This window comes from Paraburkholderia sp. SIMBA_027, assembly GCF_046535315.1.
Classification (GTDB): Bacteria; Pseudomonadota; Gammaproteobacteria; order Burkholderiales; family Burkholderiaceae; genus Paraburkholderia; species Paraburkholderia tropica.
Genome location: NZ_JAWRWY010000001.1, coordinates 628,911 through 655,709, shown reverse-complemented (window position 1 = coordinate 655,709; position 26,799 = coordinate 628,911). Strand labels below are relative to the sequence as shown.

The window sequence follows — 26,799 nt, the reverse complement described above, 5'->3', positions numbered from 1 at the left end:
GTTTATGGCGGGCTTGCGCCGCGTGGGTCGGGCACGGTATCCCGAGGTCGGTTCAGGATACCAAAAAGCGTTATGGCGCGCGGGTTTCGGCGCGCCGCCACGCAGCGGAAAATGCAGAAAACCCCTGCTTTCATGCGTATTGGCATCAAAATAGTGGATAACCCTGACTTACCGCCGCACCCTGCGTTCTGTAATTTCGTATCCCAATTGATGGGCTCTTGCGAAAGCGAGAGCGTGAACTGCGGTAATCGAGGAATAACAGCATGGCAAGGATTGTGGGCGGCATCGGTACTTCGCATGTACCGACGATCGGCTTGGCGTACGACAAGGGCAAGCAGAACGAACCTGCCTGGGCGCCGCTCTTCAAGGGGTACGAACCCGTGGCCGAGTGGCTCGCGCAGCGCAAGCCGGACGCGCTCGTGATGTTCTACAACGATCACGCCAACAGCTTCTTCTTCGACTGCTATCCGACCTTCGCGCTGGGCGTGTCGCCGCAGCACGAATTCGCCGATGAAGGCGCGGGCAAGCGTCCGCTGCCCGATATCGCCGGGCATCCCGATCTCGCGATCCATATCGCCGAGCAACTGGTGAACGACGAGTTCGACCTCACGGTGTTCCAGGACAAGCCGCTCGACCACGGCTGCAACTCGCCGCTCTCGCTGATGCTGCCGCACGACGGCGGCTGGCCCACGGCGCTGGTGCCGTTCGAAGTCAACGTGCTGCAGTATCCGCTGCCCACGGCGAACCGCTGCTACCGGCTCGGCCAGGCGCTTCGCCGCGCGATCGAATCGTTCGATCAGGATCTCGACGTGGTGGTGGTCGGCACGGGCGGTCTCTCGCATCAGGTGCACGGCGAGCGCAGCGGCTTCAACAACACCGAGTGGGACATGGAGTTTCTCGACCTGATCGTGAACGATCCCGAGCGGCTCGCGCGCATGAAGCACGTCGATTACGTGCGCCTCGGCGGCGCGGAAAGCGTCGAGACGATCATGTGGCTCGCGATGCGCGGCGCGCTGGCGCCGACGATCCGCGAGGTGCATCGCAACTACTATCTGGCGACCAGCACGGCGATGGCCGTGACGATCTACGAGAACGTCGAATCGGACGAAGACAAGAGCGGAGCCGCGCAATGAATCCGCAACTGATCGGCATCGAGGAACTGACGGGCACCTACCCGTTCGACATTCGCCAGAGCATGAAGGCGATGCGCCTGAACCGCTTCTTCTGGATGATGCGCACGCCCGCCGCGCGCGAACTGTGGCTCAACGACCGTCCTGCCGCCTATGACGCGGCGGCGCTGACGCCGCAGGAACGCACGCTCGTCGACAACACGGACTGGCTCGGGCTCATTCAGTACGGCGTGTGCTTCTTCGTGCTGGAGAAGTTCGCGCGCGTGGTGAAGATCACGAACCTGGGCATGTACGCGAGCATGCGCGGCGAGACGCTCGAAGCGTTCCTGAAAACGCGACAGGTGCCGGACGCCGTCTGATCTCCGCATGGCGCGCGCCGCCCCCACGGCGCGCTGCTGAATCTGCTTCGCAGCACAACTCACGTACCGACGAAGTGCGCGAGCGGGGAAATATTTATCTCGGAGACACGCATGAATTCTGCCGACGCAGTGGATATCAAGGGCTTCATCGACGGACGGCGCATGTCGGGCTGGCAATGGCTCGTACTCGCGCTCTGCTTCCTGATCGTGACGCTCGACGGCCTCGATACGGCCGTGATGGGCTTCGTCGCGCCCGTGGTCATGAAGGAGTGGGGCATCTCGCGCGCCGCCTTCGGGCCGGTGATGAGCGCCGCGATGGTCGGCCTCGCGATTGGCGCGCTGGTCGCGGGCCCGTTCGCGGATCGCATCGGCCGCAAGAAAGTGCTGATCGGCTCGGTCGGCTGCTTCGGCCTCTTCAGCCTGCTGTGCGCCTTCGCCCACACGCCGACGGAACTCGTCGCGCTGCGCTTTCTCACGGGCCTGGGTCTCGGCGCCGCGATGCCCAACTCGACCACGCTGCTCTCCGAGTACGTGCCGTCGAAGAGCCGCTCGCTGCTGCTCACCATCATGTTCACCGGCTTCAACTTCGGCTCGGGCGGCGGCGGTTTCATCGCGGCCGCGCTGATGCCGCACTTCGGCTGGCGCGGCGTGTTCGTGTTCGGCGGCGTGCTGCCGATCCTGTTCGTGCCCGTGCTGATGCTGCTGCTGCCGGAATCGGCGCGCTTCCTGCTGGTGCGCCGCTTCTCCGCCGAACGCATCGCGGCCACGCTCTCGCGCGTCTGCGGCCATCGCTTCGCACAAGGCACGCGCTTCACCTCGCCGGAACCGGCCGTGATCGCGAAAGCGCCCGTGCGCATGCTGTTCTCGGACGGCTACGCCATGAGCACGCTGATGCTGTGGGTCACCTACTTCATGGGTCTGCTCATCATCTATCTGCTGACCGGCTGGCTGCCCACGCTGATCAAGGACGCGGGCCTGCCCGTGGAGCGCGCGGCGGCGATCACCGGCATGTTCCAGCTCGGCGGCACGGTGGGCGCGATCGTCGTCGGTTTCGCGATGGACCGCATGGACCGCAACGTGGTGATCGGCGCGGCGTACCTGCTGGGCGGCGTGTTCATCTTCGCGCTCGGCATGGGCAGCCTGCAGTCGAGCATGCTCACGCTGCTCGTCACCTGCGCGGGCTTCTTCATGAGCGGCGCGCAGACCGGTCTCAACGCGCTCGCCCCGTCGTGCTACCCGACCCGCGCCCGCGCCACCGGCGTGAGCTGGATGCTCGGCTTCGGACGGCTCGGCGGCATTCTGGGCTCGTTCGTGGGCGGCGTGCTGCTCTCGCTCGGCTTCAGCTTTGCGGCGGTGTTCTCGGTGCTCGCCGTGCCCGCGCTGATCGCGGCGGTCGCGATCCTGCTCAACCGGCTCGCGCTGCGCTTCATCAGCGTGCCGGTGGCGGACGCCTGAGCATCGCGCTTCGCCGCACATAACAACAAAGACGTCGCTTCTCGCACCAATCAGAAAGACCGCGGCCGCGAGGCCGCACCCACCGACCGGCCATCAAACGGGGCGGCTGGCGGATACAACATCGATAAACGCTGAACAACACACGACGTTCAATCAGGAGGCTTGGAGAATGGCAAACAATAAGCAGTACAAAAAAATCGTGATCGCGCTGGCGGGGCTGGCGTGCGCCGGATCGGCGCTCGCACAGAGCAGCGTCACGCTGTACGGCATGATGGACACCGGCATCACTTACGTGAGCAACCAGGGCGGCCATCACAACCTCAAGATGGACGACGGCGTGAACGGCCCGAATCTCTGGGGCTTGCAAGGCACTGAAGACCTCGGCGGCGGTCTGAAGGCATTCTTCCAGCTGACCAACCAGTTCCAGGTCGACAACGGCAGCTTCATGCCGAACAAGAGCCTGTTCAGCCGGACGTCGATCGTGGGTCTGAGCGACGAGCGCTTCGGCAAGCTCGCGCTCGGTAACCAGTACGACTTCATGACGGATGCGCTCTATTTCTCGGGCGACGATCCGGCCGAACTCTCGGGCCACTTCTACGACTTCCGCGCGGGCCCGTTCACGAAGCTCGCGCTGCCGAGCAACGCGACCGGCGCGTTCGACTGGGACCGCATGGCCGGTGAAACGGTCAACAACTCGGTGAAGTACACGTCGGCGGTCTACAACGGCTTCAGCGCGGGCGCGATGTACAGCTTCGGCAACGTGGCGGGTTCGATCGGCACGGGCAACGGCCAGAGCTTCGCGCTGAACTACGCGCAGAAGAACTGGGGCGTGAATGCCGCGTACACGAACCTCAAGTACGTCGTGTCGGGCGAAGGCGATGTGAGCGTGCGCAACTGGGGCGTCGGCGGCCATTTCCGCTTCGGCAACTGGATCACGAACGCGCTGTTCACGACGGTGCACAACTCGTACAACGGCGGCTCGGTCTACGAAGGCTCGGTCGGCGCGCACTACTACTTCACGCCGGCGCTGAGCGCGGGCGCGTCGTATATGTACATGAAGGGCAACGACGTCGTGGATAACAACCACGCGCATCAGGTCGCGGCGATCGTCGACTACGCGCTTTCGAAGCGCACGAGCGTGTACGTGCTCGGCGTGTATCAGCGCGCAAGCTCGGGCGGCTACGCGCAGATCAACGGCATGAACAGCTCCGATGGCGCGTCGAGCGGCCAGACCCAGGCTGTCGCGCGCGTGGGTCTGCATACGAAGTTCTAAGCGCAGCGCAGTTTTTTCGCGTGTGAAGGCCGCGTCTTCCGGAAGGGGGCGCGGCTTTTTTGTTGATGTGTGGCGGGTGGCGTCGATCGTTCGGCATCCTGATCGAATATTGCCCGATCAATCCCTGCGCGTGGCCGGGTCTTTCTCCCGCACCCGGACGTTCGCGTGAATCATCGGGCGCAGGCATCGCGCGCACAACCGCATTTTCTTCGCGGTCGATCGGCGTGAAGTGGCCGCCGTCGTCAACCTCGGCGACAACCAACTTATTCCCCTGTCCCCATGAAACGCGGACGCACGGCCAGACCGTCGCCGCGCGTCCGCCTGCGCGTTTGACGCCGCTTGCGTGCCGTGTGCGTGTGCCAGGTCTCACGATAGAGCTTGACGGATTATCGTAAGATATATATCTTAAGATATATATTGTCGCGAAAAGCGACATCGCCCAGCGTAGAAAATCGGGCCGGATGACTCAGGTCGGGCGCTGTTTATGCGCCGACTCCGCCATGCAAGCACGCGCGAGCACGACCGCGCACACACGCGCGCTTCCGGCACACCAACCCGAACCCCGCGAGTGCGGCGCCCCGCGTGCGCCGCGCCACCCAACCGGAGGAACTCCGATGACCGATCACAGCAATCCGAGCAGCAACAGCAGCACCAGCAGCCACAGCAGCCACAACGTCAACAGCGTCGCCGCGGAACGCACGCCCGAGCGCGTGCGCCATGCGCTCAAGCGCCGTCTGCTGCAGGTGGCGCGCGTCGACATGATCACGCCGCATCTGAAGCGCATCACGCTCACGGGCGAGGATCTGCACGACTTCGTGTCGGCGGGTTTCGACGACCACGTGAAGGTCTTCTTTCCCGAGCCCGGCGCGGATCGTCCGGTGCTGTCCGAAGGCGGTCCGGGCACGCCGCCCGCGCCCGGCGAGCCGCGTCCGACGATGCGCGATTACACGCCGCGCCGCTTCGATACCGAGGCGCGCGAACTGGCCATCGACTTCGTGATCCACGAAGCGGGACCGGCCACGGAATGGGCATCGCAGGCGCAGCCGGGTCAGTATCTGGCCGTGGGCGGCCCGCGCGGCTCGTTCGTGATTCCGGACGGTTTCGACTGGTACTGGCTGATCGGCGACGAAAGCGCGTTGCCCGCCATCGCCCGCCGTCTCGAAGAATTGCCCGCGGGCGTGCAGGTCGTCGCGACGATCGACGGCCGCGACGCGCAGGCGCGCTTCGCTTTCGACACACGCGCGAATGTGCAGGAGCAATGGTGCTACGCGAACGAGCAGGGCGAGAACGCGCTGCTCGACGCCGTGCGCGCGACGCGTCTGCCGGACGGTCAGGGCTACGTGTGGGCGGCGGGCGAGTCGGCGGTGATGCGCGCCGTGCGTCAGCATCTCGCCGAGGAGCGCGCGATCCACAAGTCGCGTATTCGCGCGTCGAGCTACTGGAAGCGCGGCGCGACCGGCGTGCACGAAACGCTCGATGATTGAGCGCTCACTCACGCCGATGGAGACCCCGCCGCGCATGAAAGCCACCCGCACACAGACGAATACCAACCCGCAAACGAGCTCGATGGAGCAGCAGCTGCGCAACGCGGGCCTCAAACCCACGTTGCCGCGCATGGACATCCTGCGCGCGTTCCGCGCGGACGATCGTGCGCACGTCACCGCCGCCGAGTTGTATCTGGAGTTTCAGCGCAGCGGCAATGCCATCGGCATCGCCACCGTGTATCGCGTGCTGGCGGATCTCGAATCGCACGGCATCATCAAGCGCGTGCAGATCGGCAACGGCAAGGCGCGCTTCGAGCTGGCGAACACGGGGCGCCATTTTCATATCGTCGATGTGAACGGCGGCGAGATCGTCGAACTCGCCGATCAGGTGCTGCTCGCGCGTCTCGACGAACTGGTGGCGCAAGAGGGCTACCGCATCGTCGATCTGCAACTGAACGTGTACGTGCAGCCTGTTTGACGCAATAGCGCGGCGGCGCGCGCGCTCCGCATCAAATCTTCCTTCGTCCGTGACGAACGCGGCACAATAGCGCCATCGCGGACATCTCGCGTCATGAGGAAGGAAGGTCGATGACTGACACGGTCGATTGCGTCGTGATCGGTGCGGGCGTGGTCGGGCTCGCCGTCGCGCGCGCGTGCGCGCAGCAGGGCTGGGAGACCATTCTCGTCGAGGCGGAAAACGCCATCGGTACCGGCACCAGTTCGCGCAACAGCGAGGTGATTCATGCGGGCATTTATTATCCGCAAGGCTCGCTCAAGGCGCGGCTTTGCGTGCAGGGCAAGCAGCAGCTCTACGCGTATTGCGCGGAAAAAGGCGTGCCGCACGAGCGCTGCGGCAAATTCATCGTCGCCACGCATGACGGGCAACTCGACGCGTTGCGCGCGATTCGCGCCGCCGCCGCCGCCAACGGCGTGGACGATCTGCGCTGGCTCGAACGCGACGCCGCGCTCGCGAAGGAACCCGCGCTCAATTGCGTGGCGGCCCTCGAATCGCCGTCGACTGGCATCGTCGACAGTCACGCGCTGATGCTTGCGCTGCAAGGCGACATCGAAGCCGCGGGCGGCATGCTCGCGTTCTGTTCGCCGCTTGCGGGCGGCGTGGCGAAAGCGGGCGAACCCATTTTGCTCAAAGTGGGCGGCGACGAGCCGATGGAACTGCTCGCGAAACGCGTGATCAACTGCGCGGGGCTTTACGCGCAGCAGGTCGCGTCGGCCATCGAGGGCGTGCCGCGCGAGTCGATTCCGGCGGGCCGCTATGCGAAGGGCAATTACTATTCGCTGGCGGGCGCGGCGCCGTTTTCGCGGCTCATCTATCCGATTCCCGAAGCGGGCGGCCTGGGCGTGCATCTGACCATCGACCTCGGTCATCAGGCGCGTTTCGGCCCGGACGTCGAATGGATCGACAGCATCGATTACACCGTCGATCCGCGCCGCGCGGCGAGTTTCTACGCGGCGATCCGCACCTACTGGCCCGCGCTGCCCGACGGCGCGCTGCAACCGGGCTACGCGGGCATCCGGCCGAAGCTCGCGGATGGCGCGTACGGCGGCGACTTCGTGATTCAGGGCGCGGACGAACATGGCGTGAGCGGGCTCGTCAATCTGTACGGCATCGAGTCGCCGGGACTGACCGCCTCGCTCGCCATCGCCGACGAAGTGATCGCACGGCTACGCGCAGCGGCGTGATAACGTGTCGGGCGCGCGTGCCATGTGTTGATGCGCGCGCGCTTTCATAACAGCAAGCGAACAGTAAGGAGCGAAACGTGGTCTACGAAATGGCGCACATCACGGTGCAGGCGGGCAAGAACGCTGAATTCGAAGCAGGCGTGGCGCAGGCGCTGCCGCTCTTTCATCGCGCGCGCGGCTGCCGGGCGGTCGAGCTTCAGCGCGGCGTGGAAGAGCCGAACCAGTATGTGCTGGTCGTGCAGTGGGAAACCATCGAGGACCACATGGTGCACTTTCGCGAGTCCGACGACTTCCAGGAATGGCGCCGTCTGGTCGGCCCGTTCTTCGAAAAGCCGCCGGTCGTGGGCCACACGGAAGTGGTCGTGAAGTAACTCGTGAAATAACGCTTGCCGATGTGTCTTTAGCGCGGCAAGCCCTCAAGCTCGCCGCGCGTTTGAAACCGGCTCAAGCCTTGATTTCGAATCCATCCACATAGCCCGCCGGATCGGCGCTATCCCACTTGCGCCCGTCGACGAACACGGGCGCGTCGAATGTTTCCGGCACCGCCACGCCAATCGCGGCCGCCGCTTGCCGGTACAACGCCGTCTGATTGATCGCCGCGGCAAGCTGCCGATAATCGTCGCGTCGCGCCATCATCCCCCAGCGTTCGAACTGCGTGAAGAACCACATTCCTTCGGATTCCAGAGGAATATTCACCGTGCCATCCGAGAAGAACTTCATACGCACGGCATCCGGCAGACCTTCGCCTTCGAGCCGTTCCGCGATCAGCGCGGCATCCACGCCCAGCATCTCGGGCCGCGCGAGCCATTGCGCGATTTCCTTGCGATGCCCCGCGCCGTCGAGCCATCGGCAGGCTTCGAGCATCGTGCTGACGAGCGCGCGCGCGGTATTCGGATAACGCGTGACGAAATCGCGCCGGCAGGCCAGCACTTTCTCCGGATGATCGGGCCAGATTTCGCCGCTGCGGATCACCGTGCGTCCCATGCCGCGACGCTGCGCGAGCGACGGCCAGGGCTCGCCGACGCACAGACCGTCGAGGCGTTCCTCCGCGAGCGCGGCCACCATTTGCGGCGGCGGAATCACCACGCTTTCGATGTCCCTGAGCGGATGCACGCCTTGCGAAGCGAGCCAGTAATACAGCCACATCGCATGCGTGCCGGTCGGAAAGGTCTGCGCGAACACGGGCGTGCGGCCGAGCGTGGCGAGCGCGCGCGGCAGCGTGCCGTGTTCCGCGAGCGCGTCGGCGAGACGGTTCGACAGCGAGATCGCCTGGCCGTTGCGGTTGAGCACCATCAGCGCGGCCATGTCGGTCTGCGGGCCGCCGATGCCGAGCTGCACGCCGTAGACGAGGCCGTAGAGCGAATGCGCGGCGTCGAGTTCGCCGGCGAGCAGCTTGTCGCGCAGCGCGGCCCACGAGGGCTGGCGCGAGAGTTCGAGCGTGAGCCCGTGCGCGTGGCCGAATTCGAGCAGCTTGGCGGCGACCACGGGCGCGGCGTCGGCGAGCGGCACGAAGCCGATCTTCAGATGGGTTTTTTCGGGCGGCGCGGCCGCGCGGGTGGATTCGTTCATGACGTTCGACGCTTCAATCCTGCGACCCGGCGGCGGCCACGATCTGGCGCGCGACCTCGGCGAGCTTCAGGCTCTGGTTCATCGCCCGCTTGCGCAGCAACGCGTACGCGGCGGGCTCGGTCAGCTTCTGTTGTTCCATCAGGAGGCGCTTCGCGCGATCGATCAGCTTGCGTTCGGCGAGTTCGTTTTCGGCCTGCGTGAGACGTTCGCGCAACTGCGCTTCCTGCGCGAAGCGCGCCAGCGCGACTTCGAGGATCGGCGCGATGCGCTCGCCCGCGAGACCTTCGACGAGATACGCGGTCACGCCCGCATGCACGGCCGAACGGATCAGCTGCTGATTCGCGTCGTTGCTGAACATCAGCACGGGGCGCGGCGCGGTGGCGTTCATCACGGCGAGCTGTTCGAGCGTGTCGCGCGAGGGCGATTCGGTATCGATGATGATGACGTCGGGCCGTTCGCGCTCGACCACGCGATGCAGCGCCTGCGGCGTCGCGGGTTCGGCCAGCATGTCGTAGCCGAGCCGCGCGAGCGCGTCGCGCAGATCGCCAATCGGCTTGTCGGTATCGGTTACGAGCAGGACGCGCAGCATGGTGTTTCGTGGGTCGTCGGCATGGTGGGGTCGACGGTTGTCGGTTCTTGTCTGGCAAGCCGCGTCGAGGCGGCTTCGCGCGTCAGTGGGGATTCGCCTCTGTTTCAGCAAGGTGCGTGCCAGTTGCGCTGCGGTGCACAAGAGCGGGATATGAAGCGCGGCGCGATGCGAATGCGCGATCACGGTGCATGAGGTGGCGCACCGCAGTAGTGCGCGCGTCGAGGGTGCACAGATGTGGCGCAGTGACGTGAATCGGCACGCTTCGCTCATTTGCAACTAACAGCCAAGCCGGGGCGGTGTGGGCGAGTGGGCCAATGTCTGCGCTCGCCGAAAAACAAAAAAAGCGGCGCTCAACCTCTGCGCCGCTTCTTTGCGTTCACTTCATCCGCGCGACGGGGTTCAGTCGCCCTCAACCCGCTTTGCGCACGGGCGGAAAGCGCCGCTTCGGGTTGCCGATCGCAATGCGCCGGAAGCGCTCCTTCTTCGTCTCCTCTTCGAAGTGCGACAGCGAGAGCTTCACGAAGTCGCTGCGCGAGACGATGCCGACGAGCCGCATCGACTGACGGTCGCTGACCACGGGCATCCGTTCGAGGCCGTGCACGGCGAGACGCGTCGCGATCTGGCGGCAGGTTTCCTCGGGCAGCGCCACGTCGGGCACGCGTCGCGCGAGCAGCTTGCCGAGCGGTTGATCGAGCGCTTGATCGAGCGCGCCATCCACGCCGCCTGCCCGCAATGCGTCGAGCGCCGCGCGATCGACGACACCGAGCACCACGCCGTCGCGGACCACGGGCCACGCGCGGTGCTTCTGCGTCGGACCGAAATAATGCGTGAGCGCGTCGCGCGCGCTGAGGCTCGCATCGATCGATTCGACGTCGCGCGTCATTACTTCGTCGGCGTAATGACGTTCAAGCGGATCGACGCCGTACTCGCGATAGATGTGATAGCCGCGCCGCGCGATCTTCTCGGTCATGATCGAACGCTTCATCACGACGGTCGCGAAACCGTGCGCGACCAGCGTGGCCGCGAGCAGCGGCAGCAGCGCGTTGGCGTCGTGCGTGAGGCCGAAGGCGAACACGATGGCCGTGAGCGGCGCGCCGAGCGTCGCGCCCAGCGTCGCGGCCATGCACACGAGCGGCCAGAGCGCCGGCTCGTTGCCAGGCAGCACGTGGCCGAGCACCGTGCCGAGCCCCGCGCCGAGCATCAGCAGCGGCGCGAGCACGCCGCCCGAGGTGCCCGAGCCCAGCGCGACCACCCACATGATCGCCTTGACGACCAGCAGCGCCACGGCCACTTGCACGACGATATGCTGATGCAGCAGATCGCCGATCACGTCGTAACCGACGCCGAGCGCGCGCGGCTCGATGAAGCCGCCGATGCCCACGACGAGACCGCCGATCGCGGGCCACCACGACCAGTGCAGCGGCAGGCGGCCGAACAGGTCCTCGACCTTGTAGAGCGCGGCGGAAAGCCCCGAGGCGAGCGCGCCGGACAAAAGGCCCGCGATCACGCACGAGAACAGCGCGACCGCTTGCGGCGGACTCGTCTGGAGTGCGAACAACGGCGCGGTGCCGAAGAACACGGCGCGCGTGAATCCGGCCACGGCGCACGCGAGCGCGACCGGCAGGAAACTGCGCGGACGCCATTCGAACAGCAGCAGCTCGACCGCGAGCAGCACGGCGGCGACCGGCGTGCCGAACACCGCCGTCATGCCCGCGGCCGCCCCCGCCACGAGCAGCGTCTTGCGCTCGGCGGAGGTGACGCGCACGCATTGCGCGACGAGCGAACCGAGCGCGCCGCCCGTCATGATGATCGGACCTTCCGCGCCGAACGGCCCGCCGCTGCCGATCACGATGCCCGACGACAGCGGCTTGAGCACGGCCACTTTCGGCGACATGCGGCTCTTGCCGAACAGGATCGCTTCGATGGCTTCGGGAATGCCGTGGCCGCGAATCTTCTCGGAGCCGAAGCGCGCCATCATCCCGACGATCAACCCGCCCACCACCGGCACGACGATCACCCACGCGCCGAGCGTGTTGAGCGCGGGCGAGCGGTCGGCGAACGAAAGCTGGCCGAAGAAGAACAGGTTCGTGAACCCGTGGATCAGGCTCAGCAGCACGAAGGCGGCGAGCGTGGCCAGCGCGCCGATCACCGCGGCGAGCGCGCTGATGCCGGGCAGCCGCGCGTTCGTCGAAAAGTCGCGCTTGTGGGAGTCGTCGGAATGCATGGTCGTCAGAGATCGATTTGCGGAATGGTGAACCGGCCGTCGAGCGTACGCAGCTCGGCGCGATGGAGTTCGGCGAGGCGCGCGAGCAGCGCCTCGCCCGCGGGCAGCAGATGGACTTCCACCTGACGGCGATCGCGCTCGCTCACGCGCCGCTCGACCAGCTCGATCGCCTCGCAGCGCGACACCAGCGCCACCGCGCCGTGATGCTGCGCCTGCAAACGTTCGGCAAGCTCGCCGATGGTCGCCCATTCGCGGCCCGGATAGCCCTTGATATGCAGCAGCAACAGATATTGCAGCGGCGTGATGCCCTCGTTTTGCGCCGCCTGTTCCGAGAAGCGCTCGAAGCGCCGCATCTGGTAGCGGAACTCGGAGAGCTGTTCGAAATCGGTTTTGGCCAGGTCGCGGGTGCGGTGCTTCATCGGGTATCCGTGTGATGACGTTGCGTGGTGCGAATATATCACAACATGATATTTATGATCGAACGAGGCCATAAAACAAGGCCTCGCGTGCATCCGTATCGCGGGGTCAGGCGCTTTCTGGTTGCAGCGGACTGGCCTGGCGATGCAGACCGGAAATCAGGTCGGCCTGCGTGACGATGCCGACGAGCCTTCGTTGGGCGTCGACCACGGGGACGTGATGGTGTCCGCGCCCCGCGAACAGGCCGAGCAGCTCGACGATCGGCGTGGTCGCCGCCACGGTGCGCACGTGCGTCGACATCAGCATGGCGACTTCGAGGCTGTTCGCGTGCGGGCGCAGCGTGGGCAGGATCGCGTAGAGCAGCACGCGCAGCGGATGCAGTTCGGCGCCGTCGTCGGCGAGGTCGGCGCGCGTGACGATGCCCTTCACGTGCTGCTGCGCATCGATCACGGGCAGCGCCTTGACGTCGTGCTGTTTGAGCAGCGTGCGCGCGGCTTCGACGGTCGTTGAGGGCGTGATGCTCACCACGTTGCGCGACATGACGTCGGCGCACGTGAGTTCGCCGAAGCTGCGGGCGTAGGCGCGGATTTCGGTTTCGCGCAGCAGCGCTTCGAGATCGTCGGTGTCGATGTCGAGCAGTTCGTTACGCTCGCGCAGCACGGCTTCGAGATCGGCGCGCGAGATCTTGCCCGCGACGCCGCCGGCAGCGGACACGGGCGGCGCGGCGCCCGCATCGCCCGCGGCGGGCTGCGCCGGTTTTGCGGCGGGCGCGGCGTGCGGATAGCGGTGGCCGGTGGCGGCGTGATAGACGAGCGCGGCGGCGAGCAGCATGACCGATTGCAGCGCGACCGGTTCGAACACGAATTCGTAGCCGAGCGCGCGCACGGCGGGGCCGCCGAGCACGGCCGTGAGCGCGACCGCGCCCGAAGGCGGATGCACGCAGCGCAGCGTGAACATCGCGCAGATCGCCACGCCGACGGCCACGGCGGCCGCCGTCACCGGATCGGGGATCAGCAGCGCGGCCGTCACGCCCACCGTGGCCGACACGAGATTGCCGCCGATGATCGACCACGGCTGCGCGAGCGGGCTGGCGGGCACGCCGAACAACAGCACGGCGGAGGCGCCCATCGGCGCGATCAGATACGGAATGCTCGATGCGTTGCCGAGCAGATGATGCGACAGCGCGCCCGTGAAGCCGATGCCGATCAGCGCGCCGACGCCCGAGCGCAGGCGCTCGCGCCAGCGCAGCGTGTTGGGGTTGGGCGCGAAGCGCGCCAGCCAGCGGAGCAATCTGTAGCGGAACACGGTCGTCATGGCGATCGAGGGGCGGAACGGGCGTCCGGCCGGACGCAGGCTGTCGGAAGTCGGCGATTATATCGCAACGTGATATATATCGTGGGGACCGGTTTTTCCAATTGTCTTGATAGGGCAATTCATCGGATCAAAGCGTTGCCTGGCGAATCGATCAGGAATTCGAACTAAATGGCCGATAAAAAAACGCCGACGCGCAGTGAGCGCGCCGGCGTTTTTATGTGCAGCGGTGCAGGCCGATCAGCGGACGATCAGGCGGCGGGACGTTGCGTCGACGCCATCGGCGGCGGGTTGCCCGGTCGTCCGTTCTGCGGACGGTGGCCGTGGTCGTGGCCGTGGTCATTACCGGCCTGACGGTTTTGCGCCGGAGCGTGATGCGACGCGTTGCGATTTTGCGCTGCGGACACATTGGGCGCAGTCGGCCGATGCCCGGCGTGCTGAGGCGCCGGCGCATGCGCGGGCGGGCGCGGCTGATACGCCGCCTGACGCGCCATCGGACGGCCATGCGGCGTCATTTCCACGTGCACGCGATGCGCGGGCGGTTCGCCGTGCGGCGGCGGTGGCGGCACGAACGCGTTCTGCATCGGCAGATGGCCGTCGTGATGCGCCATCACGTTGCGCAGTTCCGCGCGGCGGTGAATGACCTCGCCGCGCAGATCGCCGCGTCCGTAATAGTGTCGATGACGATGGCCGTCGGAGCCGACGAACCAGATATAGGTCGCGCCGCCGGTGTACACCACGTCGCGGTCGGCCACGACCGACACGTAGGCGTCGTGCGGCTCCGGCACGTAGACCGGCGCGGCTGCCACGACCGGCGGCGGCGGCGCGACGACGGCGACGGGCCGGGCGGGCGTCGCGGCGACGCGCGTGTCGGTGAAGCAGCCGCTGAGCAGCAGGACGCCTGCGAGCGGCACGAATGGCACGAGCGCGCCGAGCGAGGCCATGCGGCGCAGCGGGGGGAAGGCAGTGAGGACGCGCGTTTTGCCGTTCAAACGTTGCTCCGGTGTGGGATGGTTGAAAGCTCATCCGGTTAACGGCAACTTTGAACGGCGTCTTGAGGGTGAAAGGGCGCGCGGGCTGCGCCGTCAAGGCGCCTTGCTGCCCTCGATCTCGCGCAGGATCTCGTCGAACGGCGCGGGCTTGACGAGGTGGCGGTCGAAGCCGGCTTCGGTGGTCGCCTGGCGGTCGCGTTCCTGGCCGTAGCCGGTCAGCGCGATCAGTTGCGCGTGCGCCGTCGCGGGCTGCGCGCGCAGCGCCTTGGCGAGCGCGTGGCCGTCCATGCCGGGCAGGCCGATGTCGAGAATCGCCACGTGCGGCAGGAAGCTTTGCGCGATCGCGAGCGCGGTCGGCCCGTCATGCGCGACGCGCACATCGTGGCCTTCGAGTTCGAGCAGCATCAGCAGCGAGGTGGCGGAATCGACGTTGTCGTCGGCGATCAGCACGCGGCGCTTCGAAGTCGTCGTTTCGGTATCCGAAGCAGGGGCGATGGCGACCGGCGGTGCGGCGTCGGGCGCGACGCTCAAGGGCAGGCGCACTTCGAATTCGGAGCCGTGGCCGACGCCCTGGGAATGTGCGGCGACCGAGCCGCCGTGCAATTCCGCCAGTTCGCGCACGAGCGCGAGACCGATGCCGAGGCCGCCGTCGGCGCGTTTGAGTGCTTCGCGTGATTGCATGAAGAGTTCGAAGACATAAGGGAGTTCGTCGGGAGCGATGCCGATGCCATTGTCGCGTACGCGGATCGCCACGTCGCGCGCGCCCGCGTCGAGCCGCAGGCCGATCTCGCCGCCCTCGGCCGTGTATTTCGCGGAATTCGACAGCAGATTGCTGATGATCTGCGCCACGCGGATGCCGTCGCCGACGATATGAATCGGCCCCGGCGTCATCTCGACGCTGAGCCGCTGCTGCTTCGAATCGAGGAACGGGCGGCTCGTTTCCACCGCGATTTCCACGATCTGGCGCAGGTCGAGCGTGCTCATCTGCAAGGCGATCTTGCCGTGCGAAATGCGCGAGACGTCGAGCAGATCGTCGACGAGACGGCCCAGATGCTCGACCTGACGGCTCGCGATCAGACGCGCGTCGGCGCGTCCGGTGTCGCTCGCGCCGTGACGCGGATCGAGCAGTTCGATGGCGTTGCGGATCGGCGCGAGCGGGTTGCGCAGTTCGTGCGCGAGCGTGGCGAGGAAGCGGTCCTTGCGGCGGTCGGCGTCGCGCAGCGCCTTTTCGGCGGCGTACAGGCGCAACAGCGCGCGCACGTTCGCGACCAGTTCGGCGGGCTCGACCGGCTCGGTCAGATAGCTGTCGGCGCCACCGTCGAGCGCGCGAATCTTGTCGCGCGCCTGCACGGCCGCCGCAGAAGTTTGCAGCACGAGCGTGGAGTTCGTGAGCGGATCGCTCTTGATCAGGCGGCAGACTTCAATGCCGCTGATGTCGGGCAGCTTCACGTCGAGCAGCACGAGCGCGGGTTCGTGCTCGCGCACGGCGTCGAGCGCGGCCTGGCCGGTGGCGGCTTCGATCACGTCGAAACCCACGTGGCGCAGCACGCGCGATTTCACGTAGCGCGCGCCTTCGTTGTCGTCGACGTTGAGGATCAAGGTGGCGGCGGGCGTCATGATGCGCCGTCTCCCGAGGTGGCGCGCTCGGCGGGCGCTTCGCTTTGAGCTTCGGTCGGAGCGGACGGTGCGCCGTCGTGTGCCGCTTCGCCGGTATCGAGCTGCACCGGCACGCTCACATAAAACGTCGAGCCCACGCCCGGTTCGCTTTCCACGCCCACTTCGCCGCCGAGCAGCGCGGCGAGCTTGCGGCACAGCGGCAGGCCGAGGCCCGTGCCCTTGACGCGCTGCTGCAGGCGGTTCTCCACCTGGCCGAATTCCTCGAAGACGATCTGATGATGCTCGGGCGCGATGCCGATGCCGGTGTCGGCGACGAAAAACGTCATGCGCTCGCCGTCCGCTTCGAGCTGTCCGCCCACGCGGATCTGGCCGCGCTCGGTGTACTTGAGCGCGTTCGACACGAAGTTGCGCAGGATCTGCGTGAGCTTCGGCTCGTCGGTGTAGAGGCGCGGCAGCTGCGCCGTGGACGCGAATTCGAGCGAGACGAGCGGCGTGGTGAGAAGCGGCATGAGCATGGTGCGCAGCGCGCCGAACAGATCGGCGGGATCGAACCAGGCGGGCGACACCACGGTCTTGCCCGCTTCGATCTTGGCGAGGTCGAGCAGGTCGTCGACGGTCTCGCCAAGCGTTTCCGCCGACGAAAGAATCAGCTTGACCTGGCGATCCTGTTCCTCGCTCAGATCGCCGTCGAGCCGGTTCAGCAGCAGGTTGGCGAGCGCGCGGATCGAGCTGAGCGGCGTGCGCAGTTCGTGGCTCATGTTGGAGAGAAAGCGCGTTTTCATCATGTCGGCGCGGCGCAGTTCTTCGGCGCGCTCGTCGAGTTCGGCATAGAGCGCGACGACGCCGCGATTGGTCGCTTCGAGTTCCTGCGTGAGACGCGCGAGTTCGTCCTGGCGCTCGCGCAGTTCGTCGAGCGTGGCGACGAGTTCGCGGTTCTGCTGACGCATTTCTTCTAGCGAATCGGATTGCAGCGCCTGCGGTTCGCCCGCGCTCACGCCGCGCACGATGCGTTCGAGTTCGGCGCCGCGCAGCGCGGGACGCTCGGTCGGCAGGGAGCGCGCCATCGTGACGGTCGTGCCGCGCGACGTCGAGTCGATTTCGAAGCGGTCCATCAGGCGGCGGCTGCCGACGATGCCGAGCCCCGTGCCGCCGGGCGAGCGATAGGTGCCGTCGAGCACGGACTCGATTTCGCGCACGCCTTCGCCGCGATCGCGCACGACGATCTCGAAGGCTTGCGGCGTGCTCGTGCTGTCGAAGGCGAACAGCGCCTCGCCGCCGCCTGCGTAGTCGACGGCGTTGCGCGCGATCTCCGAGACGGCGCTCGCGATGCGCGTCTGGTCGAGCGGCGAAAAGCCGAAGCCGGCCGCAAGCTCGCGCGCGCGCCGGCGCGCGGCGACGACGTCCTGGGCGGCCTCAAGCCGGATGCGCAACAGTGGCGTGTTCATGGTTCAACTGTACTCCCGGCTGCGCCTTGACGACGACGACGGTGGCGTCGTCGTTGCGGCGCGAGAAGTCGCGATAAAGCACGGCGGCGATCACCACGGCGGGCTGATGCGCGAGGCCCGGCCACGCGGCCAGATCCCAGCGCGTGCCCACGCCGTCCGAATGCAGGATCAGCATGCCGCTCGCGCGCCACGCGAACTCGAATTCCTGGGTGCCGCGCATCGTATGACCGACGATGCCGTTGCGCGAGACGAGCTGATAGCTGTCGCGCGCCGCGCTCGCGAATCCGGCGGCGGCGCCCATGACAGCAGTTTCCGTGCCGCGCGTGCCAGCGCTGGGCGCGCTGGCAAGATTGGCCGATGCGCGCGGCGAGCCGGGGCCGCTCATGACGGGTTTGTCGCTGCCGAATGCCGCCGCCGAAATATTGCCGGTGCCGCAAAAACTGACCATCGAGCGCGCGAGGTCGAAGCGCGCGAGCGCGAGCGCCGCGCCGCGCGTCGGGCGCAGGGCGGCGTCGGCGAGCGCCATCAGCGCGGCGGGCGCGAGGCCGGCGCGGCGGCGCAGCGTGTCGAGCGCGGCGGTGGCGGCCACGTGCGCTTCGGCACCGTGACCGAGGCCGTCGGCGACCGCGACCGTGAAACCGTGCTGGTCGGCTTGCGCGCGCCAGCCGTCGCCGCAGACTTCCTCGCCCGGATAGGGCACGCACACGCCGCCGATCTCGGGGCCGGAGAGCGGCGCGGCGCGCGTCGCGCCTTGCGCCACCAGCGCGCGCAGCACGGTGCCCTGGCCTGGCTGCGACCACAGCGCGAACTGGTCCGAGAGCCGCTGGATGGCGCCGAGCCCGTTGCCCGGCGTGCCGGCGGTCGAATGGCCGTCGGCGAGCGCCGCGCGCACGTCGCTCATGCCGGGGCCGCTGTCGAGCGCGATCAGCTCCACGCCGTTGTCGAGCGCGCGCACCAGCAGTTCGCCGTGACCCGCGTGCTTGAGGATATTGGTGGCCGCTTCCGTGAGCACGATCGCGAGCCGTCCAGCGCGCGTGGCGTCGAGGCCGGCGAGTTGCGCGGCCTGAGCCGCGCCGCGGCGCGCGAACGCCACGCCGCTTGCGTCGCCGATCTCAAAGGAGCGATGCGTGCCTCCGGCCATGCCGGAGGCGCCGTCTAGCGTACTTTCCATTTCGTGATGGTGACGGTCGTGCCGTTGCCGGGCGACGAGTCGATTTTGAATTCGTCGCACAGGCGGCGCGAGCCGCCAAGTCCCAGGCCGAGGCCGTTGCCGCTCGTGAAGCCGTCCTGCAGCGCGCGGTCGATATCGGCGATGCCGGGGCCGCGGTCCATGAACGTCAGCCGCAGGCCCACGCGCACGCCGGCCGTCAGCACTTCGACGCGCGCGTCGCCGCCGCCGCCGTGCTGGAGCGTGTTGCGCGCGAGCTCGCTGGCCGCCGTCACGAACTTGGTCTGTTCGATCAGCGAAAAGCCGTGAGCGATCGCCTGATCGCGCACGATCTGGCGCAGCCGGACGATTTCCTCGTCCGAGCGCAGGCTCACTTCAGCCACGGTCTGTTCGCTCGCGCCGGTGCCGTTCATGTCGAAAGCAAACGCCATGCTAGACGCGACGCTGCTTGAGCAGCGCCATGCCCTTTTCCACGTTCAGGGCGGTGCGCACGCCGTCGAGCGTGAGCCCCAGTTCGACCAGCGTGATCGCCACCGACGGCTGCATGCCGACCACCACGGTCTGCGCGTCGAGCACCATCGCCATCGCGGCGGTGTTGCTGATCATGCGGCCGATGAAGGAATCGACCACGTCGAGCGTGGAGATATCGATCAGCACGCCCTTGGCCGAGTCCTTGACGATGCGCGCCGTGAGGTCGTCCTGCAGCGCCATCGCGAGACGGTCGTGCATGTCCACCTGGATCGTGACGATCAGGCAGTCGCCCATGCGCAGAATCGGAATGCGGTCCATCGCGCGTCCTCGTATCTATCAGTGCGCGCGCGCCCGTGCGCTCGCGGCGGTCGTGGCGCCCACGCGGTTCGCGTGGTTCAAACGGCGGCCTTCGGCGTGACGATGGTCGAGCCGGTGCGTTGCAGCGCGACCGTGAAGGCGTCGGCGAGCGTGGATTTGGTGGTGACGTTGCTCAGATCGACGCCCAGATGCACGATGGTCTGCGCAATCTGCGGACGGATGCCGCTGATGATGCAGTCCGCGCCCATCAGGCGCGCGGCGGCGACGGTCTTGAGCAGATGCTGGGCGACCAGCGTGTCGACGGTCGGCACGCCGGTGATGTCGATGATCGCGAGACTCGCACCGGTATCGACGATCTTCTGCAACAGGCTCTCCATCACCACCTGGGTGCGCGCCGAATCGAGCGTGCCGATCAGCGGCAGCGCGAGAATGCCTTCCCACAGCTGCACGACCGGTGTCGAGAGTTCGAGCAGTTCTTCCTGCTGGCGCGCGATGATCGCCTCGCGGCTTTTCTGGAAGGCTTCGGTGGTGTAGAGGCCGAGGCCGTCGAGCAGCAGATTGACCGACCAGCTGAGGTCGGCGAGTTCGGCGGGCTCGCTCGCGAACGCCTCGCGCAGCCGCGCGTAGAGCGGCTGCTTGAGCGAGAACACGAAGGTGGCGGTCTCGACCGGCGTGTAGCCCTGACGCGCGCGGTGCGCGGACATGTCGGCGAGAAAGGCGCGCACCGGCTCCCATTCGGGACGCGTCGCGTCGAGCGTGTCGGCGCGCGAGAGCGTGTCGAGAAAAACGTTGAGGAAGGCGGAGAACTGCTCGCGGATTTCGGCTTCCATCGCCAGACCGCGGCGCAGGGCGATCGGCAGATGCAGGCGGATCCAGTCGGCCAGCAGGGCGTCGCGATGCTGATTCAGGACGTCCGCGACGCGGCTCCGATCGGGCGTGGTCATACGATCTCTCCTCTCGTTTTCGGCGGTCTCATTTTCGAGACGAACCGCTGCACCTTACACCATCCACGAGATTGAAGCTATTACGCATCCGGAAAAAGGTTCGCGATCGCAAGCGCCTCGATACGTGCCGCAGCGCACCTTCGCGACACGCCGGGCGTGCTGTAATCACGGGGTTTTTCGCTTTTTCACGCCGTGCTTGTAGTTTTTACAGTGTCGGGGTGTAACGGCGACGAGGAAGCGGGCGCGCGGCTTCCGTGCGGTGGCGCACGCAGGGCGGACGAAGCCGCTTTTCAGCGCTTCGCGGCGGCTCGCGCGCGACCCGATTCGGGCTGGTACGGACATTGCTCCTTATAGCCCGCCACACACAAAAACGAGGAGAGGGGTGCAACATGAAGATCGATCCCGTTTCACGACAGGAATCGACGCCGGGGAGTCTTGCGAGCGGAACGGCAGGGGCCGTGTTTTCCGCATCGGGACTGCCGGACGCGCAATCCGGGGAAGTTCAGGGAGAAGACAGTGTTTCGGGCGGCGTGCTGTCACGTGTGCTGTCACGCCTGTCATGGTGTGTCGCCTGGCTGTTCGGGCTCGAGGCGTTCTTCGCCGAGCCCACGGCGCAAGGCTGGCCGGGCGGCCGGGAGCAGGGTAGTGAGGGGAGGAAGCGCGATTGAGTTGTCGATAAGCGCGCAAACAGGGCCGGCGCGGCGTCAGTCGCGCCGGCCGTCACATGCGGCCACGGTCGATCAGTTTTTATCGACTCTGGTCACGCCGGACAGATGCCGACAGATGCTTTCCACCACGGGGAAACATCTGTAACAAGTTTTCTTCATATGTAACGTAACGTAACAGCGCGCCCCGGATCACGCGCGGCGTTGCGTTACGCTTGCGCACTTCCGCTCTGCAACGCGCTGCTCCGGTTCGCGTTGAGCCGATTTCGTCACCGCCGTGTCGACCGCGGATTTCATCCCGCTTGCCTGCCGTAGCGCGCCCGCTCGCTGCCCGCGTCGCGGCCGCTCCGGCGGCGACCCTTTAGACTGGACGCCAGCGGCCCACGCGCCGCCAACGTGTCGCCAACGCGCGGTTTGGTCGCCGCGCGCCCCCGGGCAGCGTCGCGCACCGGCCCGCTTCCCACGATCGAGACGGACGAGATATCGAATGAAGAAGCTCCTTTTGCTTGTCACGCTGTTTGCCTGCGGGTTCGGCGGCTTCGCCACGGCCGCGCGCGCCGCGCAGGGCGTCGACCAGTCGGACCCGCAGGCGCTCATCAAGACGGCGACCCAGCAGGTGCTCGACGAAGTCCGCTCGCAGTCGATCGCTCCGGGCGATATCGCGCGCATTCGCGACATCGTCGATCGCGACATCCTGCCGTACGTCGATTTCCGCCGCACCACGCGGCTCGCGATGGGGCCGCACTGGCGCACCGCCACGCCCGCGCAGCAGCAACAGGTGATGGACCAGTTCCAGCTCCTGCTGATTCACCTGTACGCGGGCGCGCTCGCGCAGCTCAAGCCCGACCAGCAGATCGAGTATCAGCCGATGCGCAATGCGCCCGGCGACACCGACGTGGTCGTGCGCACGCTCGCGCAGACGAGCGGCAAGCCCGTCGAGATCGATTACCGGCTCTACAAGACGCCGCAGGGCTGGCGGCTCTACGATCTGAATGTGCTGGGCGCGTGGCTGATCCAGACCTATCGCGCGCAGTTCAACGAGAAGATCCAGCAGGGCGGCGTGGACGGGCTGATCCAGTTCCTCAGCTCGCGCAATCAGGAACTGCAGGCGGGCAAGCCCTGATGTTGCGTACCGCGTTTGCGCGCCGCGGCCGTGTCGAGCTGCGCGCCGTCGTCGGCATGCGTTACGCTCACGTCCCGGCGCACGTTCTGCCCGGATGCGCCCGATGACCGCGAAGTATTTGCCAACCCGCGCCAACCCGCGCCAACCCGCCCAAGCCCGCGCGGCTACGATGAAAACCAGACGGGCGCTGCTGCCGCCCGATCCCTTACCGCAACGCTGACCGCATCGCCATGAATTATCCGCAGCCGCCCGACGCGTCGTCTCGCCGACCGTCCGATTCCGCTTCCGACGGTCCGCATGCCGGTTCCGACGGCGCCTCCGAGCGCCTGTCCGACGACGGGTCCGGCCGTCCGTATGTCATGCCCTGGCAGGTGCCGCATCCCGGTTCCGCCGCGGGCCGCCGCAACCGCGTGTTCCCGCCGAGCACGCCCACCATCCACACGCTCGCCTCGGTCATTACCGGCGTGGCGGTAGTCTGCGCACTGTACTTCGGCCGCGCGGTGCTGATTCCGATCACGCTCTCGGTGCTGCTGAGCTTTCTGCTCGCGCCGCTCGTCAACACGCTGCGGCGCGTGCGTCTGCCCGAATTCCTCTCGATCCTGATCGCCGTGCTCGCCACGGTGCTCGCGCTGGCGGGCGTGAGCGCGCTGATCGGCGCGCAGATCGTGCAGCTTGCCGCCGACCTGCCGCAGTATCAGGAAGAGATTGAGCAGAAAGTGCAGACGGTGCAGGAAAAAACCGTCGGCCGCGCCGATTCGCTGATGACGCGCGCCGCCGTCGCGCTGCAACGCGTGACGCCCACGCCGCCGCCCGCGCCGCCGCAGCCGCGCGGGCGCGCCGCGCGCAACCAGCCGCAGCAGCCGATGCCGGTGGAAGTGCACACGCCCGCGCCGACGCCGCTGCAACTCGCGCAGCGCGCGTTCTCGCCGGTGATCGCGCCGCTGGAGACCGGCTTCATCGTGCTCGTGGTGACGATCTTCATCCTGCTGCAGCGCGAGGATCTGCGCGACCGCCTGATCAGCGTGTTCGGTTCCGACGACCTGCACCGCACGACCACCGCCATCAACGACGCCTCCGAGCGCCTGTCACGCTACTTCGTCGCGCAACTGGGCGTGAACGTTTCGGTGGGCGCGGTGCTGGCGATCGGGCTGGCGGGCATCGGCGTGCCGGGGGCGCTGCTGTTCGGCGCGCTCGCGGCGCTGCTGCGTTTCGTGCCGTACATCGGCATCTGGATCGCCGCCGTGCTCGCCACGCTGCTCGCGGCCGCCATCCAGCCGCAATGGACGATGGCGGTGTGGACGCTGATTTTCTTCATCGTCGTCGATGTCGTGGCGGGCCAGTTCGCCGAGCCGATGCTCTACGGCCGCCGCTCGGGACTCTCGCCGCTCGCGGTGGTGGTGGCGGCGATTTTCTGGAGCTGGCTGTGGGGGCCGATCGGGCTCGTGCTCTCGACGCCACTGACGCTGTGCATCGTCACGCTCGGCCGTTACGTGGATCGTTTGAACTTTTTGACCATCCTGCTCGGCGATCAGCCCGCGCTGACGCCCGCGCAGACCTGCTATCAACGTCTGCTCGCCGACGATCCGCACGAAGCACTGCTGCAGGCCGACCGGCTGCTCAACGAGATGCCGCTGATCGACTATTACGAGCAGGTCGTGTTTGAGGGCTTGCGCTTCGCGCGCAATGACGTGCTGCGCGGCGTGCTCCCCGCCGAGCAGATCGCGCGCATCAATCAGGCGCTGCTCGATATCGTCGAGGACCTCGAATCCGTCGACGATTCGCGCCATACGCGCAACGGCAACGGCAACGGGCATGGAAGCAACGGCGCGCGCAAACAGGACGCAACCGAGCTGACGCCGGAGCTGCGCGCAGAGATTCCCGACGACGGCCGCGCGCTGCTCTGCGTGCCGGGGCGCGGCGCATTCGACGACGTCGCGGTGGCGGTCGTCTGCCAGTTGCTCGGGCGCGCGAAGATTCCTAGCACGGCGACCACCTACGAGGAAGTGCGCGCGACGCGCGCGGGCATGGTGGATGCGCAGACGGCAGCGATCTGCGTGGTGTCGCTCGATGCCGCGGAGTCGCCGCCGTACCTTCGCAACCTGGTGCGGCGGCTGCGCGAGCGTGCGCCCGACGCGTCCATCGTCGTCGGTGTTCGCGCCGTGCGCAGGGACGAAGGCATGAGCATCGCCGATGACGCCCGCACGCAACTCGCACCGACGCTGCGCGATCTGGTGGATGCGTGCGGCGTGGCGCTCGCCCAGCGGCAAGGCTGAGCGGCGCACGGATCGACGCGGCGGCGAACTCGACGGCCTGATCGACGGCCTGATCGGCGGCGACGACGAATGTGGCGCGAACGTTGCGATGACTGTGACAAAGTTTGTGACAGTCACGCGCGCGTCACACATTCCCCCGATCATAAGCGGCCCTGCGCCCCTGGTTGCATTCCAGCGGTGCCGATCAAGGAGAGGAGAAGTGCTTAGCCCCCACGAGTTTGCCACGTTGATGCTGATCCGCCACGCGCCGGAGCAGATCGATATGAACCGCCACGAACTCGATATTCTGTTCGAGCGTCAGCTCGTCGCGCTCGAACAGCGCGCCGAAGGCATGCGCCGTCTGTCGCTCACGTCCGCCGGCCGCTCGCTGCTCGAAGCACTCGGCCGCGCCGAACCGCGCCTCGCGCCGTACGAAGAGTCCGGCAGCTACGACGCGCATTGATGCGCATGTCCGGATCGATGCATTGAGCACGCGGCGAACTTCGTTCGTCGTTCGAAATGTCCCTGCGGTTTGCTTCGCTTCAGCTAGCGCTCGATTCTTCCCGCAGCCACCACCCGGGCACGCAAAAAAAAGCGCCGACGGATTTCCCGCAGCGCTGAATACTTCGACTCTGCATGGTCCCTGAATGAACGGGGACAGGGTATGGCACGCGGCGCCGGACCGGCAAGTCGGTCGAGCCGCCGCCGCGCTCCATAAACGGATTAACGGATGAGCCCGCGATTCGGTGCATCAGGACAAACCCGTCCTCGTGCAGGGAATCGCGGCGCACCGTATTTATTCTGCAACGCTGAACGTTCCCCGCTTAGCGGCGGTCGGTCCAGACCGTCTGCACATTGCAGAACTCGTGCATGCCGAAGCTCGACAGCTCGCGTCCGAAACCGCTCTTCTTCACGCCGCCGACCGTCACGCGCGGGTCCGTCGCCACGTCGCCGTTGATGAACACCGCGCCGGTTTCGATCTGTGCGGCCATCGCGTCCGCGCGCTCGAGATCGCGGGTCCAGATCGTGCCGCCCAGACCGAACTCGCTGTCGTTCGCCATCTCGACGGCGTGCTGCGCATCGCGCGCGACGATGATCGAGGCGACCGGCCCGAACAGCTCCTCGCGGAACGACGTCATGCCCGGCTGCACGTCGGCGATCACCGTCGGCTCGTAGTAGTTGCCCGGGCCTTCGACCTTGTGGCCGCCCAGCACGAGACGCGCGCCTTCGGCGAGCGTGCGCTCGACCTGGCCGTGCAGTTCGTCGCGCAGATCGTAGCGCGCCATCGGACCGATGAAATTCGCCTCGTCGCGCGGCGAACCCATGCGCAGCGCCTTCACGGCGGCGACGAAACGCGCCTCGAATTCGGCGGCCACCGGCGCTTCGACGATCAGACGCTTGGCCGCGAGGCAGACCTGCCCCGTGTTGCCGAAGCGGCCCAGCACGGCGGAGCGCACGGCATCGTCGAGATCGGCGTCGGCGAGCACGATGAAGGCGTCCGAGCCGCCCAGTTCCAGCACGCACTTCTTGAGCGCCGCGCCCGCGAGCTGGGCGATGGCCGCGCCCGCGCGCACGCTGCCGGTTACGGCCACGGCGGCGATGCGCGTGTCGGCGATCACCGGCGCGACGTCTTCGGGCGGCAGGTTCAGCACTTCGAACGCGCCGGCGGGCAGGTCGGTGGCGGCGAGCGCGTCGCGCAGCAAATAGGCGCTGCCCATCACGTTGGGCGCGTGCTTGAGGACGTAGGTGTTGCCCGCGAGCAGCATGCTCACCGCGCCGCGCAGCACTTGCCAGATCGGGAAATTCCACGGCATCACCGCGAGAATCGGGCCGAGCGGACGGAATTCCTGACGCGCCGTGCCTTGCAGCACCGGCACGGAAGTCGGCGCGAGCATGGCCGGGCCGTTTTCCGCGTACCACTCGCAGAGCGCCGCGCACTTCTCGACTTCGCCGCGCGCCTGGACGACGGGCTTGCCCATTTCGTCGGCCATCATCAGCGCGAATTCGGTCTTGCGCTCGCGCAGCACGCGGGCGAGCTGCACGAGCACGTTCGCGCGCTGTGCCACGGGCGTGTCGCGCCAGACGCGCGCGGCGGCGGCGGTGCGCGCGAGCGCCGCCTCGACGGCCTCGCGGTTGTCGAACGCGTGGCGGGCGATGACTTCGCCGGTCGCGGGATTGAGCGAGACGGCGTGTTCCGTGCGGGTTGCTTCGGCCATGTTGGGCTCCTTGAAGGGGTGATTGCCTGCAAGGATACGGGCTGGTAATGCTCAGTGAAAGTGAATAATATTGAAC

The 26,799-nt window shown here is 67.0% G+C and carries 25 protein-coding genes; 12 read left to right on the top strand and 13 right to left on the bottom strand.

Annotated features, from left to right (window positions below; genetic code table 11):
- The first annotated feature begins 263 nt into the window (after positions 1–263).
- From SB764_RS02780 to SB764_RS02745, 8 genes are all read left to right on the top strand, one after another.
- Complete coding sequence (locus SB764_RS02780) at positions 264–1,133, top strand: gallate dioxygenase (protein ID WP_065064836.1); 870 nt, start codon at positions 264–266, stop codon at positions 1,131–1,133.
- On the top strand, positions 1,130–1,489 hold the full coding sequence (locus tag SB764_RS02775; protein WP_065064834.1) for a protocatechuate 3,4-dioxygenase: 360 nt from the start codon (positions 1,130–1,132) through the stop codon (positions 1,487–1,489). The genes SB764_RS02780 and SB764_RS02775 overlap by 4 nt, the downstream gene beginning before the upstream one ends.
- A gap of 111 nt (positions 1,490–1,600) precedes the next feature.
- A complete protein-coding gene (locus SB764_RS02770) occupies positions 1,601–2,944 on the top strand; it encodes an aromatic acid/H+ symport family MFS transporter (RefSeq protein ID WP_074983334.1) in 1,344 nt (447 codons plus the stop codon).
- Positions 2,945–3,113: 169 nt separating this feature from the next.
- Positions 3,114–4,217, top strand: coding sequence for a porin (locus SB764_RS02765; protein ID WP_065064830.1), 1,104 nt, complete (start codon positions 3,114–3,116; stop codon positions 4,215–4,217).
- Between the two features lie 614 nt (positions 4,218–4,831).
- Complete coding sequence (locus tag SB764_RS02760; protein ID WP_410862563.1) at positions 4,832–5,701, top strand: siderophore-interacting protein; 870 nt, start codon at positions 4,832–4,834, stop codon at positions 5,699–5,701.
- Between the two features lie 34 nt (positions 5,702–5,735).
- The gene (locus tag SB764_RS02755) at positions 5,736–6,179 is read left to right on the top strand and encodes a Fur family transcriptional regulator (RefSeq protein ID WP_176081337.1); all 444 of its coding nucleotides are present in this window, start codon (positions 5,736–5,738) and stop codon (positions 6,177–6,179) included.
- Positions 6,180–6,289: 110 nt separating this feature from the next.
- Entirely contained in the window at positions 6,290–7,402 is a 1,113-nt protein-coding gene (locus SB764_RS02750; RefSeq protein WP_065064829.1) for an NAD(P)/FAD-dependent oxidoreductase, read from the top strand.
- Between the two features lie 77 nt (positions 7,403–7,479).
- On the top strand, positions 7,480–7,773 hold the full coding sequence (locus SB764_RS02745; RefSeq protein ID WP_065064827.1) for an antibiotic biosynthesis monooxygenase family protein: 294 nt from the start codon (positions 7,480–7,482) through the stop codon (positions 7,771–7,773).
- Between the two features lie 73 nt (positions 7,774–7,846).
- Here the strand turns inward: SB764_RS02745 and SB764_RS02740 are convergent, their stop codons facing one another.
- From SB764_RS02740 to SB764_RS02685, 12 genes are all read right to left on the bottom strand, one after another.
- On the bottom strand, positions 7,847–8,971 hold the full coding sequence (locus tag SB764_RS02740) for a CmpA/NrtA family ABC transporter substrate-binding protein (RefSeq protein WP_065064825.1): 1,125 nt from the start codon (positions 8,969–8,971) through the stop codon (positions 7,847–7,849).
- A 13-nt stretch (positions 8,972–8,984) separates the two neighbouring features.
- Complete coding sequence (locus tag SB764_RS02735) at positions 8,985–9,560, bottom strand: ANTAR domain-containing response regulator (protein WP_065064822.1); 576 nt, start codon at positions 9,558–9,560, stop codon at positions 8,985–8,987.
- A gap of 409 nt (positions 9,561–9,969) precedes the next feature.
- Positions 9,970–11,784, bottom strand: coding sequence for a chloride channel protein (locus SB764_RS02730; protein ID WP_410862560.1), 1,815 nt, complete (start codon positions 11,782–11,784; stop codon positions 9,970–9,972).
- Between the two features lie 5 nt (positions 11,785–11,789).
- Positions 11,790–12,203 (bottom strand): MarR family winged helix-turn-helix transcriptional regulator, encoded by a 414-nt coding sequence (locus SB764_RS02725; protein ID WP_065064818.1) that lies wholly within the window; start codon positions 12,201–12,203, stop codon positions 11,790–11,792.
- A gap of 106 nt (positions 12,204–12,309) precedes the next feature.
- Positions 12,310–13,515, bottom strand: a complete 1,206-nt coding sequence (locus tag SB764_RS02720; RefSeq protein WP_110327135.1) for an HPP family protein — start codon at positions 13,513–13,515, stop codon at positions 12,310–12,312.
- A 248-nt stretch (positions 13,516–13,763) separates the two neighbouring features.
- Complete coding sequence (locus SB764_RS02715; protein ID WP_065064814.1) at positions 13,764–14,504, bottom strand: hypothetical protein; 741 nt, start codon at positions 14,502–14,504, stop codon at positions 13,764–13,766.
- Positions 14,505–14,597: 93 nt separating this feature from the next.
- Complete coding sequence (locus SB764_RS02710) at positions 14,598–16,121, bottom strand: response regulator (protein ID WP_074983323.1); 1,524 nt, start codon at positions 16,119–16,121, stop codon at positions 14,598–14,600.
- On the bottom strand, positions 16,118–17,566 hold the full coding sequence (locus tag SB764_RS02705; protein WP_183040626.1) for an ATP-binding protein: 1,449 nt from the start codon (positions 17,564–17,566) through the stop codon (positions 16,118–16,120). The genes SB764_RS02710 and SB764_RS02705 overlap by 4 nt, the downstream gene beginning before the upstream one ends.
- Positions 17,535–18,737: an ATP-binding protein gene (locus SB764_RS02700; RefSeq protein ID WP_410862557.1), complete on the bottom strand. Its 1,203-nt coding sequence runs from the start codon at positions 18,735–18,737 to the stop codon at positions 17,535–17,537. The genes SB764_RS02705 and SB764_RS02700 overlap by 32 nt, the downstream gene beginning before the upstream one ends.
- On the bottom strand, positions 18,722–19,147 hold the full coding sequence (locus SB764_RS02695) for an anti-sigma regulatory factor (protein WP_074983395.1): 426 nt from the start codon (positions 19,145–19,147) through the stop codon (positions 18,722–18,724). Before SB764_RS02695 ends, SB764_RS02700 begins: the two co-directional genes overlap by 16 nt.
- Before the next feature lie 19 nt (positions 19,148–19,166).
- Positions 19,167–19,523 carry an STAS domain-containing protein gene (locus tag SB764_RS02690; protein WP_065064807.1) on the bottom strand — a complete coding sequence of 119 codons (357 nt, stop codon included), beginning with the start codon at positions 19,521–19,523 and terminating at the stop codon, positions 19,167–19,169.
- Between the two features lie 77 nt (positions 19,524–19,600).
- Positions 19,601–20,467 (bottom strand): STAS domain-containing protein, encoded by an 867-nt coding sequence (locus tag SB764_RS02685; protein ID WP_410862555.1) that lies wholly within the window; start codon positions 20,465–20,467, stop codon positions 19,601–19,603.
- A gap of 389 nt (positions 20,468–20,856) precedes the next feature.
- Between SB764_RS02685 and SB764_RS02680 the strand changes: the two genes are divergently transcribed.
- The 4 genes from SB764_RS02680 (at position 20,857) to SB764_RS02665 (ending at position 24,970) form a co-directional block, all read left to right on the top strand.
- The gene (locus tag SB764_RS02680; protein ID WP_124263152.1) at positions 20,857–21,135 is read left to right on the top strand and encodes a hypothetical protein; all 279 of its coding nucleotides are present in this window, start codon (positions 20,857–20,859) and stop codon (positions 21,133–21,135) included.
- 484 nt (positions 21,136–21,619) lie between these two features.
- Positions 21,620–22,255, top strand: coding sequence for a phospholipid-binding protein MlaC (locus tag SB764_RS02675; protein WP_065064803.1), 636 nt, complete (start codon positions 21,620–21,622; stop codon positions 22,253–22,255).
- A gap of 359 nt (positions 22,256–22,614) precedes the next feature.
- Entirely contained in the window at positions 22,615–24,528 is a 1,914-nt protein-coding gene (locus SB764_RS02670; RefSeq protein ID WP_124261566.1) for an AI-2E family transporter, read from the top strand.
- 199 nt (positions 24,529–24,727) lie between these two features.
- On the top strand, positions 24,728–24,970 hold the full coding sequence (locus tag SB764_RS02665) for a hypothetical protein (protein WP_065064801.1): 243 nt from the start codon (positions 24,728–24,730) through the stop codon (positions 24,968–24,970).
- A gap of 361 nt (positions 24,971–25,331) precedes the next feature.
- On the opposite strand, the gene SB764_RS02660 is transcribed toward SB764_RS02665, so the two are convergent.
- Entirely contained in the window at positions 25,332–26,723 is a 1,392-nt protein-coding gene (locus tag SB764_RS02660) for an aldehyde dehydrogenase family protein (protein WP_410862552.1), read from the bottom strand.
- Between the last annotated feature and the right edge of the window lie 76 nt (positions 26,724–26,799).